The sequence below is a fragment of the Bradyrhizobium barranii subsp. barranii genome, assembly GCF_017565645.3.
Classification (GTDB): domain Bacteria; phylum Pseudomonadota; class Alphaproteobacteria; order Rhizobiales; family Xanthobacteraceae; genus Bradyrhizobium; species Bradyrhizobium barranii.
Genome location: NZ_CP086136.1, coordinates 1709764 through 1723728, shown reverse-complemented (window position 1 = coordinate 1723728; position 13965 = coordinate 1709764). Strand labels below are relative to the sequence as shown.

Sequence of the window (13965 nt, the reverse complement as noted above, 5' to 3'; positions counted from 1 at the left end):
CGCGATATGTCCGGACATCACGAATGGTGCCATCATGCTGCGGATATCCCGCGATCTCGTCATCGACGAGGACGACATCGAGATCGGCTTTGTCCGCGCCTCCGGCCCGGGCGGGCAGAACGTCAACAAGGTCTCGACCTCGGCCCAGCTGCGCTTCGACACGCGCAAGCTGACCTTGCCGGAGGATGCGGTGATCCGGCTCGCCCGCATCGCCGGCCAGCGCCTGACCAAGGACGGCGTGATCGTGATCCACGCCCAGCGCTTCCGCACCCAGGAGCGTAACCGTCAGGACGCCATCGATCGGCTCACCGAGATCCTGACCGAAGCGATGATACGGCCGAAGCCGCGCCGCGCGACACGGCCGACCTTTGGCTCCAAGCAGCGCCGGCTCGACGGCAAGAAGCGCCGCAGCGACATCAAGGCAGGGCGCGGCGGCGGCCGCTTCGACGACTAGCAAAGCAGACCAAGTCAAAAAAACTCCGGCCGCAGGGCGACCGGAGTCTGCTTGCTTCACCCAGCGGGACTAGTAGCGCTTGCTCGGGGCTGCACCGCCCGTCGCGGAATCGTCGGCGGTTCCCTTGTGCGCGGCGCTACCGGTGGTGCCGACCGTGCCCCTGGTGCCTTTGGTCGACTTCATCCCCGTCTTCTCGCCCGCCGCGCCCGGCTGAGCATTCATCTCCTCATCCCCGCTGCCCATTGTGCTGCCTTGCATCGGCTTGCCTTGCACGGTGCCGCCTGTCTTGGCGGGTGGCGCGCCTTGCGCGAGAACCGGCGTCGCAATGAGAGCCGACAGAGCGCATGCGATCATCGAGGTCTTCACCAACTTCATCCATTTCTCCTGGATTTTTCCGCGACGAATGGCCCGGCTGCATCCTGCGCCGCTCACCTGCACCGGGTCATTGCATCGCGTAGAGAGTTCAAGCGGCGCGGTCGTCATGCAATGCGCATGGTGTGGTGATCGTTTAGGGATTTGACGGCGGTTTCGCGGAATTGTGCTCCGCATATAAGGCATTGCGGAACACACGCGGCCACCAGTGTTTCCGCGCGCATCGAAACAGCCCGCTACTACCACCGCATCTTTGACGCCGCCTAGAGTTTGCGCACGTTGATGTGGATGGGCGGATTCTTGGCGATGCGCGCAGTCGTGCTTGGATTGTGCACCGCGATGGTGCTGGTGACGCGGGTTGCCGATGCGCAAATGCCCCTGCCGGCCGCCAAGCCGCCGGATGGCGCGACGCTGTTCAAGCAGCAATGCGCGGTGTGCCACACGACAAACCTGTCAGAACCGGCGCGGCAAGGCCCCGCGCTGGTGAAGGTCGTTGGCCGTCCCGCCGGCAAGACCGAAGGTTTTAAGTACTCAGAGGCGCTGTCGAAAGCGGACTTCGCCTGGGACGAGACCAGGCTCGACGCCTGGCTGAGCAATCCGCAAGCCGTCATTCCCGGCGTGACCATGGTCTACCGGCAGGCGAAGCCGGAGACGCGCGCCGCCATCATCACCTACCTGAAGGAGCTGAACTGAATGGCAAAGCCCGTTCATTCCATGATCCGCGTGCTCGACGAGGCCCGCTCGCTCGACTTCTACAAGCGCGCCTTCGGCCTGGAGGTCGCCGACCATCTGAAATTTTCGGACTTTGCTCTGATCTACCTGCGTCACCCCTCCTCACCTTTCGAGGTGGAGCTGACGGTGAATTTCGATCGCAAGGAGCCGTACCAGCTCGGCGACGGCTACGGACATATTGCCGTGGTGGTCGACGATCTCGATACCGAACATGCCCGCTTCGAGCGCGAGAAGCTCGCACCGGGACCGCTGCGCGACTTCAAGCACGACGGCAAGACGCTGGCGCGCTTCTTCTTCGTCAGCGATCCCGATGGCTACAAGATCGAGGTGATCCAGCGAGGGGGGCGTTTCGGCTGATCAAAATCACAAAAATCCAAATCACAAAATCTACGGAGGAATGCCATGAGAGAAGTCGATCGTCGAAGCAAGCACAGCCGCCGCGTCTTTCTCAAGGGCGCGGCGACCGCCGTTCCGGTCGTCGCTGTCGCGACCAGCGTCGCCGTCAGCATCGAGGATGCCTGGGCGGATGATGCCAGCACGCTCTCGCCCGCAACGATGAAGACGCTGCTGAAGGTCGCGCGCGACATCTATCCGCACGACGTCCTCGGCGACAGCTACTACATCACCGCGATCAAGCCGTGGGACGGCAAGGCGGCCAAGGACCCCGCCGTCAAGTCTCTGATCAGCGACGGCATCACGCGGCTCGATCAGAACGCGCGGGATCGCCACAAGGTGGCTTACGCCGAAGTGCCATGGGAGGCCGACCGCGTGGTGCTGCTGACGGAGATCGAGCAGAGCGACTTCTTCCAGAAGGTGCGCGGCGACCTCGTCGTGTCGCTCTACAACCAGAAAGAGGTCTGGCCGCGGTTCGGCTACGAGGGCTCCTCCGCCGAGCACGGCGGCTACATCAACCGCGGCTTTGCCGACATCGACTGGCTGCCGAAGGCTTAAGGCTCACCCAACGGTTCAGGAGAACGCATATGGCAAAATTCGATCTGAACGACTCCAGCGTTGTGGTGATCGTCGGCTCCGGTGCCGGCGGCGGCACGCTGGGCAACGAGCTCGCGCAGAAGGGCGTCAAGGTGGTCATCCTTGAAGCCGGCCCACGCATCGAGAACCAGGATTTCGTCAACGACGAATGGGAGAGCTTTTCCCAGCTCGCCTGGACCGATGCCCGCACCACGTCGGGGACATGGCGCGTCGCCAAGGATTTTTCGGGCCTTCCCGCCTGGATCGTCAAGGCGGTCGGCGGCTCGACCACGCATTGGGCCGGCGCGTCGCTGCGCTTCGACGAGCATGAGTTCAAGGTGAAGAGCACCTACGGCGGCCTGCCCGGCGCGAACCTGCTGGACTGGCCGGTGACGCTCGCCGAGATCGAGCCATGGTACGCCAAGGCCGAGAACAAGATGGGCGTGACCCGCACCAACGGCATTCCCGGACTTCCCGGCAACAATAATTTCAAGGTGCTGGAGGCCGGTGCGAAGAAGCTCGGCTACAAGACCGTGCATACCGGCAATATGGCCATCAACAGCCAGCCGCGTGACGGCCGCGGCGCCTGCCAGCAGATCGGCTTCTGCTTCCAGGGCTGCAAATCCGGCGCGAAATGGTCGACGCTCTACACCGAAATCCCCAAGGGCGAGGCGACCGGCAATCTCGAAGTACGGCCGAGCAGCATGGCGGTCAAGATCGAGCACGACGCCTCCGGCAAGGTGACCGGCGTTGTCTATGCCGACGAGAGTGGCGCGATGCAGCGCCAGAAGGCGCGCGTCGTCGCGGTGGCCGGCAACTCGATTGAAAGCCCGCGGTTGCTGTTGAACAGTGCCTCGACCATGTTCCCCGATGGCCTCGGCAATTCATCGGGCCAGGTCGGCCGCAACTACATGCGGCACATGACCGGCAGCGTCTACGCCGTGTTCGAGAAGTCCGTGCACATGTATCGCGGCACCACCATGGCCGGCATTATCCGTGATGAATCCGCCAACAATCCGAAGCGCGGCTTCGTCGGCGGCTACGAGATGGAGACGCTGTCGATCGGCCTGCCGTTCATGGCGGCGTTCCTCAATCCCGGCGCCTGGGGCCGTCCGTTCACCGCGGCGCTCGACGGCTATCCCAGGATGGCCGGCATGTGGCTGGTCGGCGAGGACATGCCGCAGGAGACCAACCGCATCACGCTCGACCCCGTCGTCAAGGACAAGTTCGGCCAAGCGGTCGCGAGCGTGCATTTCGACGACCATCCCAACGACCTCGCGATGCGCGCGCACGCCTACAAGCAGGGGGCGGCGGTCTACGACGCCGTCGGCGCCACGGTGACTTATCCGACGCCCCCCTATCCGAGCACGCACAATCTCGGCACCAACCGGATGAGCGAGAAGCCGCGGGACGGCGTGGTCAACAAGTTCGGGCAGAGCCACGACGTCAAGAATCTGTTCGTCTCGGATGGCAGCCAGTTCACCAGCGGGGCGGCTTGCAATCCGACGCTGACCATCGTCGCGCTCGCGATCCGGCAGGCGGATTACATCGCCGGCGCGATGCAGAAAAAGGAGATCTGACGGTCCAAAGAAAACTGTTTCCGCTCCCCGTCATTGCGAGCGAAGCGAAGCAATCCAGAATCCCACCGCGGTGACGGCCTGGATTGCATCGTCGCACTAGCGCAAAATTGCTAGGCAATTTTGTCGCGGGCTCCTCGCAATGACGGCGGAGAGAGTATCGTAGCCCGGATGGAGCGAAGCGTAATCCGGGGTCCTCGCGGGTGAGCTAAATCCCGGATTGCGCTGCGCTTCATCCGGGCTACGCGCTTTTGTCGGGATAGCTACTCGGCCGCATCGAGGATGGGCGCGACAGTTGCTTTGAAATCCTGCACCGGCACCATGCTCCGGGAGCGGTAGATCAGGCAGGAGCAGCGCAGCAGCGAGGCGAAATTGTTGACCTCGCCGTGATGGTCGAGCACCTCGTTGTAGAGCGTGGTCAGGAACTTGCCGACGCTCATGCTCTCCTTGGCCGCGATCTCCTCCAGCGTGTCCCAGAACGCCATTTCCAGCCGGATCGAGGTGCAGTGCCCGCCGATCCGCAACGAGCGGGTCTGGGATTCGTAGTTGCGTTGGGGCTGGTGCGCGAAGAAATTGCACATGGCGTCCTCCCGTCCTGTTGCCATTTTTTCACGATGCTACACCGCTGCCCGTGCCCCCACAATCAGGACGGCAGGCAGGGCGACCGCTCCGTCCCGGTTGCGCAATTTTCTCGAACGTCCAATCCCTTCAATGTGATAGGCATCCCTCTTCCCCAGCCCGCCACACGGCTGTTGCCCAACACATGCTTTTGACGCAACACGGCCTAGAATAGCGCCGTCAGCGAATCCAGATCGAAAGCCCCATGCCCGTCCGCCAGCTGCCAGAGCAAGTCGTCAACCGCATCGCCGCCGGCGAGGTGGTCGAGCGCCCGGCGAGCGTGGTCAAGGAACTGGTCGAGAACGCCATCGATGCCGGCGCGAGCCGGATCGACGTCTTCACCGATGGCGGCGGCCGTCGGCGAATCGGGATCACCGACGACGGCGGCGGCATGACCGCGAAGGACCTGGCGCTCGCGGTCGAACGCCATGCCACCTCCAAGCTCGACGACGAGGACCTGCTCCAGATCCGCACGCTCGGGTTCCGCGGCGAGGCGCTGCCCTCGATCGGCTCCGTCGCGCGTCTCTCCATCACGACGCGGCACGCGAGCGAACCACATGCCTGGGCGCTGTCAGTCGAGGGCGGCGACAAGTCCGAGATCATGCCGGCGGCGCTAGCGCATGGCACGCGCGTCGAGGTCAACGACCTCTTCTATGCAACGCCCGCGCGGCTGAAATTCCTGAAGACCGATCGCACCGAGGCGGAGGCGATCCGCGAGGTGGTCAGGCGCCTTGCCATGGCGCGGCCCGACGTCGCCTTCACGCTCGCGGGCGAAGAGCGCGCGCCGGTGACCTGGACCGCCGCGCTGCCCGGCGCCGCCGGGCGGCTGACGCGGCTCGGCGACATTCTGGGCGCGGAGTTCCGCAGCCACGCCATCGAGGTCCATGCCGAGCGCGAGGGCGTCGTCGTCGCCGGCTATGCGGCAGCGCCGGCGCTGACCAAGGCCAATGCGCTCGGGCAATATCTCTTCGTCAACGGCCGCCCGGTGCGCGACAAGCTGATCCTCGGCGCCGTGCGCGGGGCCTATGCCGACTATCTGCCGCGCGACCGCCATCCGGTGCTGGCGTTGTTCGTCACGCTCGATCCGCGCGAGGTCGATGCCAACGTGCATCCGGCCAAGACCGAGGTGCGCTTCCGCAATGCCGGCCTCGTGCGCGCGCTGATCGTGCACGGATTGAAGGACGCGCTCGCGCGCGAGGGCCGGCGCACGGCCGCCAACAGTGGCGAGAGCGCGTTGTCCTCGTTCCGGCCGGCCTTCACGCCGCGGCCTGCGAGCTGGGACTGGCGCGCCTCGCCATCCGCCCCGGTCGCGCCGATGCCGTCGTTCGACGGATCGGCTGCGCCCGCCTTCGCCGAGCGCGCGCAGGCGGCATTCGATGTCGGCGCGCCCAGTGCGGACGTGCGGATCGAGACCCAGCCCGTCAGCGACCTCGTTGACCGCCCGCTCGGCGCGGCGCGCACCCAGATCCACGAGACCTACATCGTCTCGCAGACCCGCGACGGCCTGATCATCGTCGACCAGCACGCCGCGCATGAGCGCATCGTCTACGAGCGGCTGAAGGCCTCGCTCGCCGCCAATGGCGTGCAGCGGCAGATCCTCCTGATTCCCGAGATCGTCGAGATGGACGAGGCGACAGTCGAGCGCCTGCTGGAGCGCAGCGAGGAGCTTGCGTCGTTCGGGCTGGCGATCGAATCCTTCGGCCCCGGCGCGGTCGCGGTGCGCGAGACGCCGTCGCTGCTCGGCAAGACCAATGCAGGCGGGCTGCTGCGCGATCTCTCCGAGCATATGGCCGAATGGGACGAGGCGCTGCCGCTGGAGCGCCGCCTGATGCACGTCGCCGCGACCATGGCCTGCCACGGCTCCGTGCGTGCCGGCCGCCGGCTGCGGCCGGAGGAGATGAACGCCCTGCTCCGCGAGATGGAGGACGCCCCGAACTCCGGCCAGTGCAATCACGGCCGCCCGACTTATGTCGAGCTGAAGCTGAGCGACGTGGAGAAGCTGTTCGGGCGGAGATGATCTTCGTAGGGTGGGCAAAGCGAAGCGTGCCCACCACCTACCGCGATCGCAGAAAGTTGGTGGGCACGGCGCGTTGCGCCTTTGCCCACCCTACGGCAGCGAGACTACGGCTTCCTTAAAAACACGAACTCCGTGTCGTCATACGCCCGCCGCTCCAATTCCTCGAAGCCCCCAGGCGTCACGAACTGCGCAGCCTTCGCCTCCTCCACCACCAGCAGCGCACCCGGTGTGAGCCAGCCACCGTCGCGCAAGCTCGCGAGCGCCTTCTCCGCAAATCCTTGGCCGTAGGGCGGATCGAGGAACACCAGCGAGAACGGCTCGACGGGATGCGCAGGCCCGAGATCCGTCGCATCGCGGCGATAGACCTTGGTCACGCCGCCAAGGCCGAGCGTCTCGACATTGTTGCGCAGCAGCGCGCGGGCCTCGGCGCCGTTGTCGACGAACAGCGTGAACTTTGCGCCGCGCGACGACGCCTCAATGCCGAGCGCGCCGGTGCCGGCGAAGAGATCGAGCACGCGCGCATCCTCGATCGGATCGTCATAGGCGTGCACGAGGATGTTGAACACGGACTCGCGCAGGCGGTCCGCCGTGGGGCGGATGTCGCGCGAGGACGGTGAGGCGAGATTGCGCCCCTTCAAACGACCGCCGACGACGCGCAATTAGTCCTCCCGCGGCGTCAGGTCGCGCTTGCCGTGATAGCCGCGTTTGGGGCGGCGCGGCGGGCCGTAGCCGTTGGCCTCGGACTCGTTGCGCTCGCGCGCTTCCTCGCTCCCGGTGCGCTGTACCAGCACGCGGCGACCCTTGCGATCGTTGATCACGTCACGCTTGCTGGCAGGCTTCTTCTCGCGCGGCGCTTCGCCGTCGGGTGAAGAAGATTTCTTCGGCACGTCGAACTGCGCGCCCGACTTCTCGATCACCTTGTCACCGAGCTGATCACGCAGCACGCGCGACTTGATCTCCTCGACCTGGCCTTCGGGGACCTCGCCGAGCTGGAACGGTCCATAGGACACGCGGATCAGCCGGTTCACCTCGAGCCCGAGATGGGCGCAGACGTTGCGCACCTCGCGGTTCTTGCCCTCGCGGATCGCGAACACCAGCCAGACATTGGCGCCCTGGTCGCGCTCCAGCGTCGCCTCGATCGGACCGTATTTGACGCCCTCGACCTCGATGCCGTTCTTCAATTCGTCGAGCTGCGCCTGCGTGACGTCGCCATGGGCGCGGACGCGGTAGCGGCGCAGCCAGCCGGTGTCCGGCAGCTCGAGCGTGCGCGCAAGGCCGCCGTCGTTGGTGAGCAGCAGCAGGCCTTCGGTGTTGAAGTCGAGCCGGCCGATCGAGATCAGCCGCGGCAGGCCTTCGGGAAGATTGTCGAACACGGTCGGACGGCCCTCGGGGTCGTCATGCGTGGTCATCAGCCCGCGCGGCTTGTGATAGAGGAACAGCCGCGTGCGCTCGCGCTCCGGCAACGGCTTGCCGTCGACAGTGACGACATCGTTCGAGGTGACGTCGAGCGCCGGCGAATTGATGACGCGGCCGTTGACGGCGACGCGGCCCTGCGTGACCATCTCCTCGGCATCGCGGCGCGAGGCGAGGCCCGCACGCGACAGCACTTTTGCGATACGCTCGCCGGCCTTCTTCGGCTTCGGTGCTTCGTCACGGCGCGGACGGCCCTCGAAATCCCGATCACGGTCCCGATAGGCGCCGCGGCCACCGAAGGCGGGGCGCTTCTCGAAGATCCTGCTCTCATCCTCGTTTTCACGGCGCGGACGGTCGCCGAAGCGGCCTTCGCTGCGCGGATGCTCGTGCCAGTCGGAGCGGCCCTCGGAGCGCTCGCGCGGACGATTGAATTTGGGACGGTCACCGCCGCGTTCGCCATCGCCATCACGACGGGGCCGATCGAATTTCGGACGATCGTCGCGCGGGCGATCGAATTTGGGCCGATCGAACTTCGGCCGCTCGCGGAACGGACGATCGCCGGACGCGCGATCGTCGCGCGAGCGCGAGAAACGCGGACGGTCATCGCCGCCACCCTGCCGATCGTCGCGCTTCTGCCAGGGCTTGTCTTCGCTGCGGTCACGGCCGCCGAAATCCTTGCGCGGACCTTTGCTGAAGTCCTTACGCGGCGGACGATCGCCACGCGGACCCGCGTCGCGCTTCTGCCACGGCTTTGAATCGCTGCGCTCGCCACGATCGCGCGGGCGGTCGCCGAAGTCACGCGGGCGGTCGCTGCGATCCCCACGGTCGCGCTCGCGATCCGGTGCTCCCCGCGAAAACTTCCGCTCACCGTCGAACTTGCGTTCCGGGCGGTCGCCACGCGGCGCATAGGGCCGCTTGTCGCCGAACTTCTTGTCACCGAACCGGCCGGCGGGACGGGAATCGTCGCGATCCCGGCTCCGCGGCGGACGGTCGTCACGGCCATAGGACGGGCGATCACCGCGCGGCTTGAACGGCCGCTTCTCGCCATCGCGCGCGCCGCGATCGGAGAACGGGCGGTCGCCGCGCGGCTTGAAGCTGCGCTCGCCGCGCTCCTCACCGCCGCGGTCGTCGCGCTTGAATTTCGGACGGTCGCTGAAATCGCGGCGCGGGGCATCGCCCTCCTCGCGGCGGCGGAACGGACGATCCCCGCGGTCGGCGCGAGGCGGACGGCTGTCGCGGTCGCCACGGGGCGGGCGGGCGTCGCTCCTGCCCTCAGGGCCGCGCTTGGCGAATTTCTTCTCAGGGCCACGCGGCTTGCCGGACCGGCCCTTGGGCGGGCCACCCCTGCCCGGGCCTCGATCACGCCGGCCGCGGGAATCGTTGTCTTTGTCGCTGTCGCGAGGCATGAATAATCTCACTTAGGGGGTGGCCAGAAAGCATTGTGCGCGCTCGTTTCGAGCCGCATGCTCAGGCAAATCCGGTATTCACTCTTGCTGAAGGCGGAGCTACTAGCAGGTTTCTGGCGATGATACGAGGCTTGAAAGCCCCCTCTTTCATGGATTTGGCGCTCAAAACGGCCGAAAATGCCGGAAAGGCGGGCGAAGTTCCGATCGGATGCGTCGTGGTCCGCAATTACGAGGTCATCGCGACCGCGGCGAACCGGACGCTGACTGATTACGACCCGACCGCCCATGCCGAGATCATTGCGCTACGCGAGGCCGCCAAAAAGATCGGCAGCGAGCGCCTGGTCGACTGCGACCTCTACGTGACGCTGGAGCCCTGCACCATGTGTGCGGGCGCGATCTCCTTTGCAAGGGTCAGGCGGCTCTATTACGGCGCCGCCGATCCCAAGGGCGGCGCGGTCGAGTCCGGCGTGCGGTTCTTCGCTTCGCCCACCTGCCATCATGCGCCGGATGTCTATTCCGGGGTCGGCGAGAGCGAGGCGGCGCGGCTGCTCAAGGACTTCTTTCGCGAGCGGCGTTAAGGCGCCGAGAAAAACTCGCGCAGCGCCTTTGCGGTGACGTCCGGGTTCTCCTCGGTGAGGAAATGGCCGGAGTCCACCGGCATGCCGTCGACGTTGGTCGCCCATTGCTTCCAAATATCGAGCGGCGTTGCGGCGGCCTGGGCGATGCCTGCGCCACCCCACAGGGCCAGCATCGGCACCGTGATCTTCTTGCCGGCTTCGAAATCGACCTTGTCGAGGTCGTAATCGAAATAGGCGCCGGCGCGGTAGTCCTCGCACATCGCATGCACGCGGGCGGGATCGCGGAACGGGGCGATGTAATGTTCGAATGCACGCTCGTCGATGGCGTCCAGCGTCTTCGACTTGGTCTGGCTCGCCATCTTGAAGCGCAGGAAGAACTCGCCATTGCCCGAGATCAGCGTCTCCGGCAGCGGCGCCGGCTGGGCGAGGAAGGTCCAGTGATAGATCTTCAGCGCATAGGCGCGGTTCATCCGCTCCCAGTAATTATAGGTCGGCAGGATATCGAGCACGGCGAGCTTCGACAGCCGGCCGGGATGGTCGAGCGCCAGCCGATACGACACCCGGCCGCCGCGGTCGTGGCCGGCAAGCGCGAAGTGGACGTGGCCGAGTTGCTCCATCGCCTCGACCATGGCCTTGGCCATCGCGCGCTTGCTGTAGGGAATGTGCAGCGCATCGCTCTCGGGCATGTCGGACCAGCCATAGCCCGGCAGATCGGCGATGATCAGCGTGAACTTGTCCGCGAGCTGCGGCGCCACGCGGTGCCACATCACGTTGGTCTCGGAGAAGCCGTGCAGCAACAGCAGCGGCGGCCCCTTGCCGCCGACGCGGGCGAAGATGCGGCCCAAGGAGGTGTTGATCCATTCGGAGGCGAAGCCGGGGTAGAGGTCGGCGAGATCGGACATCTTCGGCATCCTTATCTGGTCAGTCCCGTCTGGTCAGTCCTGGGCCGCCTCGAACAAAAATGTCGAAAACAACCCCGTGCACAGTAGCACGATGGTCACCTGTGAGGGTTGCTAACCCCAACAGGCGATTGCGCAATTTTGGAATGTCGATGTGGCGGGGCGGAGGCACGCGGCAATCTTGATGCCACCGTGCGCGTATTGCAGAAAAAAGCCTGTCAGCCCCGGGCCTTCTCGGCTTCCACCGCCTGCCAGCCGATGTCGCGGCGGCAGAAGCCTTCCGGCCAGTTGATCCGGTCGACAGCCTGATAGGCACGCGCCTGCGCCTCCGTCACGGTCTTGCCGAGCGCGCAGACATTGAGCACGCGGCCGCCATTGGCGAGGATCGCGCCGTCCTTCTCAACCGTGCCCGCATGGAAGATCTCGGCGGTCTCGACCTTGGCGGCGTCATCGAGGCCCTCGATGCGCGTGCCCTTTTGATAATCGCCGGGATAGCCCTTCGCCGCCATCACCACGGTGAGCGCGGAGTCCGGATGCCAGCGCAGGTCGAAGTGCTTAAGCTCCCCGTCGCAGGAGGCGAGGAACGCCGGCACGATGTCGGATATCATCCGCAGCATCAGCACCTGACACTCGGGATCGCCGAAGCGCACGTTGAACTCGAACAGTTTTGGGCCCTGCGTCGTCAGCATAATCCCGGCGTAAAGGATGCCGCGGAACGGCGTGCCGCGCTGCTTCATGCCGGCAACCGTCGGCAAAATGATTTTTGCCATGATCGCATCGTGGATCGCGGGCGTGACCAGCGGCGTCGGCGAATAGGCGCCCATGCCGCCGGTGTTCGGGCCGACGTCGTGGTCGAACACGCGCTTGTGGTCCTGCGCGGATGCGAGAGGGATGGCGGTCTCGCCGTCGCACAGCGCGAAGAAGCTGATCTCGCGGCCCGGCAAAAATTCCTCGATCACGACCTCGGCGCCGGCCTCGCCAAAGGCGCCCTCGAACATCATGGCGATGGCGTCCTCGGCCTCGCGCACGGTCTTGGCGACCACGACGCCCTTGCCGGCGGCAAGGCCGTCGGCCTTGACCACGATCGGCGCACCCTGGCTCTGGACGTAAGCACGCGCATCATTGGCGTTGGTGAAGCGCTTGTAGGCGCCGGTCGGAATGCCGAATTCGGTGCACAGCGCCTTGGTGAAGCCCTTGGAGCTTTCGAGCTGCGCCGCCACCCCGCTCGGCCCGAACGCCTTGATGCCGGCGGCGGTGAGATCGTCGACGATGCCGGCGGCCAGCGGCGTCTCCGGGCCGACCACCACGAGCTCGACCGCATTCGTCTTGCAGAAGTCGATCACGGCGGCATGGTCGGCGACATCGAGCGCCACGCATTCCGCCTCGCGCGCGATGCCGGCATTGCCGGGTGCGCACCAGAATTTGGTCACCAGGGGAGAGGCAGCGATCTTCCACGCCAGGGCATGTTCGCGGCCGCCGGAACCGAGCAGGAGAATGTGCATCGAGGGCTCGAAAATGAGGGGTTTGATGGGGGCGGAGGTCGCACGAATCGGGGCGGGTGTGAAGGGGGAACGGCCCAAACTCCCGGGCATTCTGGGGTGCACGCCTTGGGCGCGAATCGGCATTCATTCGGCCATGAGCAGACCAATTGCGGTGAAAAGCCACGCAATGCTGGTTCCAATTCGAAAGTCTCCGCGGCAGGATGGGTATGGGAGCATTGATCGCGCTCTGATCAGCGTATGTTGTCGCCCTATTTGAATTGAGGCTCTGCCGGATGAGCTACGATTTTCAAGAGCTGCCGCTTGATCCCGAAGAAGCGTTTCTAACGCTGGAGGATCGGTTCAGGCGCGAGTGCGAAGTGGCCGTCCAACAAGCGCACGAGCAGGAGAACGTCAGTGTTTATTACACTGACTACATTGCCCAGGTCCTTGGGGCAGCTGAAGAACTCGAACTCGTCGAGGCTGCCTTTGGCGAAACTGAGGTGCCCCAGATTGAGAACGTCGATTTTCAAACGTACCAAAATTTAGTAAGCGGGTGAAGCACTATCGGACCCGCCTCGAAATACGGCATGGCCGCCGCGTACAAGGATATTCGGTTCGTTTCGATGGACCCACAAAAACGAAGGTCCATCATCTGCTCGCGCAAATCCGAGAAGTCTTCTCACAGCTATATGGAGCTTGTATGCCCAAATCTGGGTTGCTTCGAAGTACTCATCGAACGATGAACTCATGGCAATTATTGAGACGAAGGCCTCCATGTGGGGAAGCAACGAGCATCTCACCCGGTTAGTCGCTGGAATGTTTTCCAGATTCGTTGGCTCTCCGCTTCAACCAAAGTTTGAGGCAATACTTCGCAAGGCAGGGAGCTTTGCTGCTTCAAGTGTAACTCAGTTTCACCACGAGCTTGCTAATACCGTTGCCGGCTTCACAGCCATCAGAAAATTCATCGTTGCTCACAACACTTCACTTCCAAATCGCATTTCGCACGCAAAATTCTTGATGCTCCTCTCGCTCCTTCGGAACGCGGGCATTGCGCCGGTGGCAGTAACCCAACTGAAAACCATCCACGCAGTCGCTATTACGGACCCATTTTACGCTCACCTTGTACCGTAAGCAGTCATGCCGATGGCCTACACCTGCTTCCCCGCAATGATCTCCTGCAACGTCGCCACATGCCGCGCGAAGGCGCCGCGGCCGGCGGCGGTGGCGGTGACTGTGGTCTGCGGTTTCTTGCCGACAAAGGCCTTGTCGACCGAGACGTAGCCCGCCTTCGCCAGCGTCTCGATGTGTGCGCCGAGATTGCCGTCGGTGGCGCCGGTCAGCTTTTTCAATCGCGAGAACTCCAGGCCGGTGGAGACCGGTAGCGCGTTGAGCGCCGCCATGATCTTCAGCCGCAGCGGCTGGTGGATGATGTCGTCGAGCTCGGCCATG

General features: G+C 64.8%; 16 protein-coding genes. 9 read left to right on the top strand and 7 right to left on the bottom strand.

Translation table 11 applies throughout. The features are described 5' to 3' along the window. The first annotated feature begins 34 nt into the window (after nt 1-34). Nucleotides 35-454 (top strand): alternative ribosome rescue aminoacyl-tRNA hydrolase ArfB, encoded by a 420-nt coding sequence (arfB, locus tag J4G43_RS08420; RefSeq protein ID WP_208084505.1) that lies wholly within the window; start codon nt 35-37, stop codon nt 452-454. Between the two features lie 69 nt (nt 455-523). Here arfB and J4G43_RS08415 read toward each other — a convergent pair whose 3' ends face one another. Next, the gene (locus tag J4G43_RS08415; RefSeq protein ID WP_038955600.1) at nt 524-829 is read right to left on the bottom strand and encodes a hypothetical protein; all 306 of its coding nucleotides are present in this window, start codon (nt 827-829) and stop codon (nt 524-526) included. Between the two features lie 303 nt (nt 830-1132). Here J4G43_RS08415 and J4G43_RS08410 point away from each other — a divergent pair, with 303 nt between their 5' ends. The 4 genes from J4G43_RS08410 to J4G43_RS08395 are packed head-to-tail and all read left to right on the top strand — an operon-like array spanning nt 1133 to nt 4107. Then, nucleotides 1133-1519, top strand: a complete 387-nt coding sequence (locus J4G43_RS08410) for a c-type cytochrome (protein WP_208084504.1) — start codon at nt 1133-1135, stop codon at nt 1517-1519. Continuing rightward, nucleotides 1520-1915 carry a VOC family protein gene (locus tag J4G43_RS08405; RefSeq protein ID WP_085403353.1) on the top strand — a complete coding sequence of 132 codons (396 nt, stop codon included), beginning with the start codon at nt 1520-1522 and terminating at the stop codon, nt 1913-1915. A gap of 45 nt (nt 1916-1960) precedes the next feature. After that, complete coding sequence (locus tag J4G43_RS08400; RefSeq protein WP_063985596.1) at nt 1961-2509, top strand: hypothetical protein; 549 nt, start codon at nt 1961-1963, stop codon at nt 2507-2509. Between the two features lie 29 nt (nt 2510-2538). After that, nucleotides 2539-4107, top strand: coding sequence for a GMC family oxidoreductase (locus J4G43_RS08395; RefSeq protein WP_208084503.1), 1569 nt, complete (start codon nt 2539-2541; stop codon nt 4105-4107). Between the two features lie 260 nt (nt 4108-4367). Here the strand turns inward: J4G43_RS08395 and J4G43_RS08390 are convergent, their stop codons facing one another. Continuing rightward, on the bottom strand, nt 4368-4685 hold the full coding sequence (locus tag J4G43_RS08390; protein WP_208084502.1) for a ribbon-helix-helix domain-containing protein: 318 nt from the start codon (nt 4683-4685) through the stop codon (nt 4368-4370). A 242-nt stretch (nt 4686-4927) separates the two neighbouring features. Here J4G43_RS08390 and mutL point away from each other — a divergent pair, with 242 nt between their 5' ends. Further along, on the top strand, nt 4928-6739 hold the full coding sequence (gene mutL / locus J4G43_RS08385; protein WP_208084501.1) for a DNA mismatch repair endonuclease MutL: 1812 nt from the start codon (nt 4928-4930) through the stop codon (nt 6737-6739). 104 nt (nt 6740-6843) lie between these two features. On the opposite strand, the gene rsmD is transcribed toward mutL, so the two are convergent. Together rsmD and J4G43_RS08375 are read right to left on the bottom strand one after the other, a co-directional pair. Further along, nucleotides 6844-7398 carry a 16S rRNA (guanine(966)-N(2))-methyltransferase RsmD gene (rsmD, locus tag J4G43_RS08380; protein ID WP_208084500.1) on the bottom strand — a complete coding sequence of 185 codons (555 nt, stop codon included), beginning with the start codon at nt 7396-7398 and terminating at the stop codon, nt 6844-6846. Next, entirely contained in the window at nt 7399-9558 is a 2160-nt protein-coding gene (locus J4G43_RS08375) for a pseudouridine synthase (protein ID WP_208084499.1), read from the bottom strand. 119 nt (nt 9559-9677) lie between these two features. On the opposite strand from J4G43_RS08375, the gene J4G43_RS08370 reads away from it, so the two are divergent. After that, entirely contained in the window at nt 9678-10136 is a 459-nt protein-coding gene (locus tag J4G43_RS08370; RefSeq protein ID WP_071909524.1) for a nucleoside deaminase, read from the top strand. Here J4G43_RS08370 and J4G43_RS08365 read toward each other — a convergent pair. Both J4G43_RS08365 and purD read right to left on the bottom strand, forming a co-directional pair. Further along, nucleotides 10133-11038 (bottom strand): alpha/beta fold hydrolase, encoded by a 906-nt coding sequence (locus J4G43_RS08365; protein ID WP_208084498.1) that lies wholly within the window; start codon nt 11036-11038, stop codon nt 10133-10135. The two genes, J4G43_RS08370 and J4G43_RS08365, sit on opposite strands and share 4 nt — an antisense overlap. Nucleotides 11039-11253: 215 nt before the next feature. Then, nucleotides 11254-12537, bottom strand: coding sequence for a phosphoribosylamine--glycine ligase (gene purD, locus J4G43_RS08360; protein WP_208084497.1), 1284 nt, complete (start codon nt 12535-12537; stop codon nt 11254-11256). Between the two features lie 272 nt (nt 12538-12809). Here purD and J4G43_RS08355 point away from each other — a divergent pair, with 272 nt between their 5' ends. Together J4G43_RS08355 and J4G43_RS08350 are read left to right on the top strand one after the other, a co-directional pair. Further along, the gene (locus J4G43_RS08355; RefSeq protein WP_208084496.1) at nt 12810-13073 is read left to right on the top strand and encodes a hypothetical protein; all 264 of its coding nucleotides are present in this window, start codon (nt 12810-12812) and stop codon (nt 13071-13073) included. A gap of 190 nt (nt 13074-13263) precedes the next feature. Next, nucleotides 13264-13647 carry a hypothetical protein gene (locus J4G43_RS08350; protein ID WP_208084495.1) on the top strand — a complete coding sequence of 128 codons (384 nt, stop codon included), beginning with the start codon at nt 13264-13266 and terminating at the stop codon, nt 13645-13647. 17 nt (nt 13648-13664) lie between these two features. Here J4G43_RS08350 and J4G43_RS08345 read toward each other — a convergent pair whose 3' ends face one another. Next, complete coding sequence (locus tag J4G43_RS08345; protein ID WP_208084494.1) at nt 13665-13964, bottom strand: winged helix-turn-helix domain-containing protein; 300 nt, start codon at nt 13962-13964, stop codon at nt 13665-13667. Nucleotide 13965 lies beyond the last annotated feature (1 nt).

What these genes read in the sequence shown, in the direction of transcription:
- J4G43_RS08365 (WP_208084498.1), bottom strand. Translation starts at nt 11,038, where the DNA reads ATGTCCGATCTCGCCGACCTCTACCCCGGCTTCGCCTCCGAATGGATC.
- arfB (WP_208084505.1), top strand. Translation starts at nt 35, where the DNA reads ATGCTGCGGATATCCCGCGATCTCGTCATCGACGAGGACGACATCGAG.
- J4G43_RS08350 (WP_208084495.1), top strand. Translation starts at nt 13,264, where the DNA reads ATGGCAATTATTGAGACGAAGGCCTCCATGTGGGGAAGCAACGAGCAT.
- purD (WP_208084497.1), bottom strand. Translation starts at nt 12,537, where the DNA reads ATGCACATTCTCCTGCTCGGTTCCGGCGGCCGCGAACATGCCCTGGCG.
- J4G43_RS08410 (WP_208084504.1), top strand. Translation starts at nt 1,133, where the DNA reads ATGCGCGCAGTCGTGCTTGGATTGTGCACCGCGATGGTGCTGGTGACG.
- J4G43_RS08395 (WP_208084503.1), top strand. Translation starts at nt 2,539, where the DNA reads ATGGCAAAATTCGATCTGAACGACTCCAGCGTTGTGGTGATCGTCGGC.
- mutL (WP_208084501.1), top strand. Translation starts at nt 4,928, where the DNA reads ATGCCCGTCCGCCAGCTGCCAGAGCAAGTCGTCAACCGCATCGCCGCC.
- J4G43_RS08405 (WP_085403353.1), top strand. Translation starts at nt 1,520, where the DNA reads ATGGCAAAGCCCGTTCATTCCATGATCCGCGTGCTCGACGAGGCCCGC.
- J4G43_RS08345 (WP_208084494.1), bottom strand. Translation starts at nt 13,964, where the DNA reads ATGGCCGAGCTCGACGACATCATCCACCAGCCGCTGCGGCTGAAGATC.
- J4G43_RS08400 (WP_063985596.1), top strand. Translation starts at nt 1,961, where the DNA reads ATGAGAGAAGTCGATCGTCGAAGCAAGCACAGCCGCCGCGTCTTTCTC.
- J4G43_RS08375 (WP_208084499.1), bottom strand. Translation starts at nt 9,558, where the DNA reads ATGCCTCGCGACAGCGACAAAGACAACGATTCCCGCGGCCGGCGTGAT.
- J4G43_RS08355 (WP_208084496.1), top strand. Translation starts at nt 12,810, where the DNA reads ATGAGCTACGATTTTCAAGAGCTGCCGCTTGATCCCGAAGAAGCGTTT.
- J4G43_RS08390 (WP_208084502.1), bottom strand. Translation starts at nt 4,685, where the DNA reads ATGTGCAATTTCTTCGCGCACCAGCCCCAACGCAACTACGAATCCCAG.
- J4G43_RS08370 (WP_071909524.1), top strand. Translation starts at nt 9,678, where the DNA reads ATGATACGAGGCTTGAAAGCCCCCTCTTTCATGGATTTGGCGCTCAAA.
- J4G43_RS08415 (WP_038955600.1), bottom strand. Translation starts at nt 829, where the DNA reads ATGAAGTTGGTGAAGACCTCGATGATCGCATGCGCTCTGTCGGCTCTC.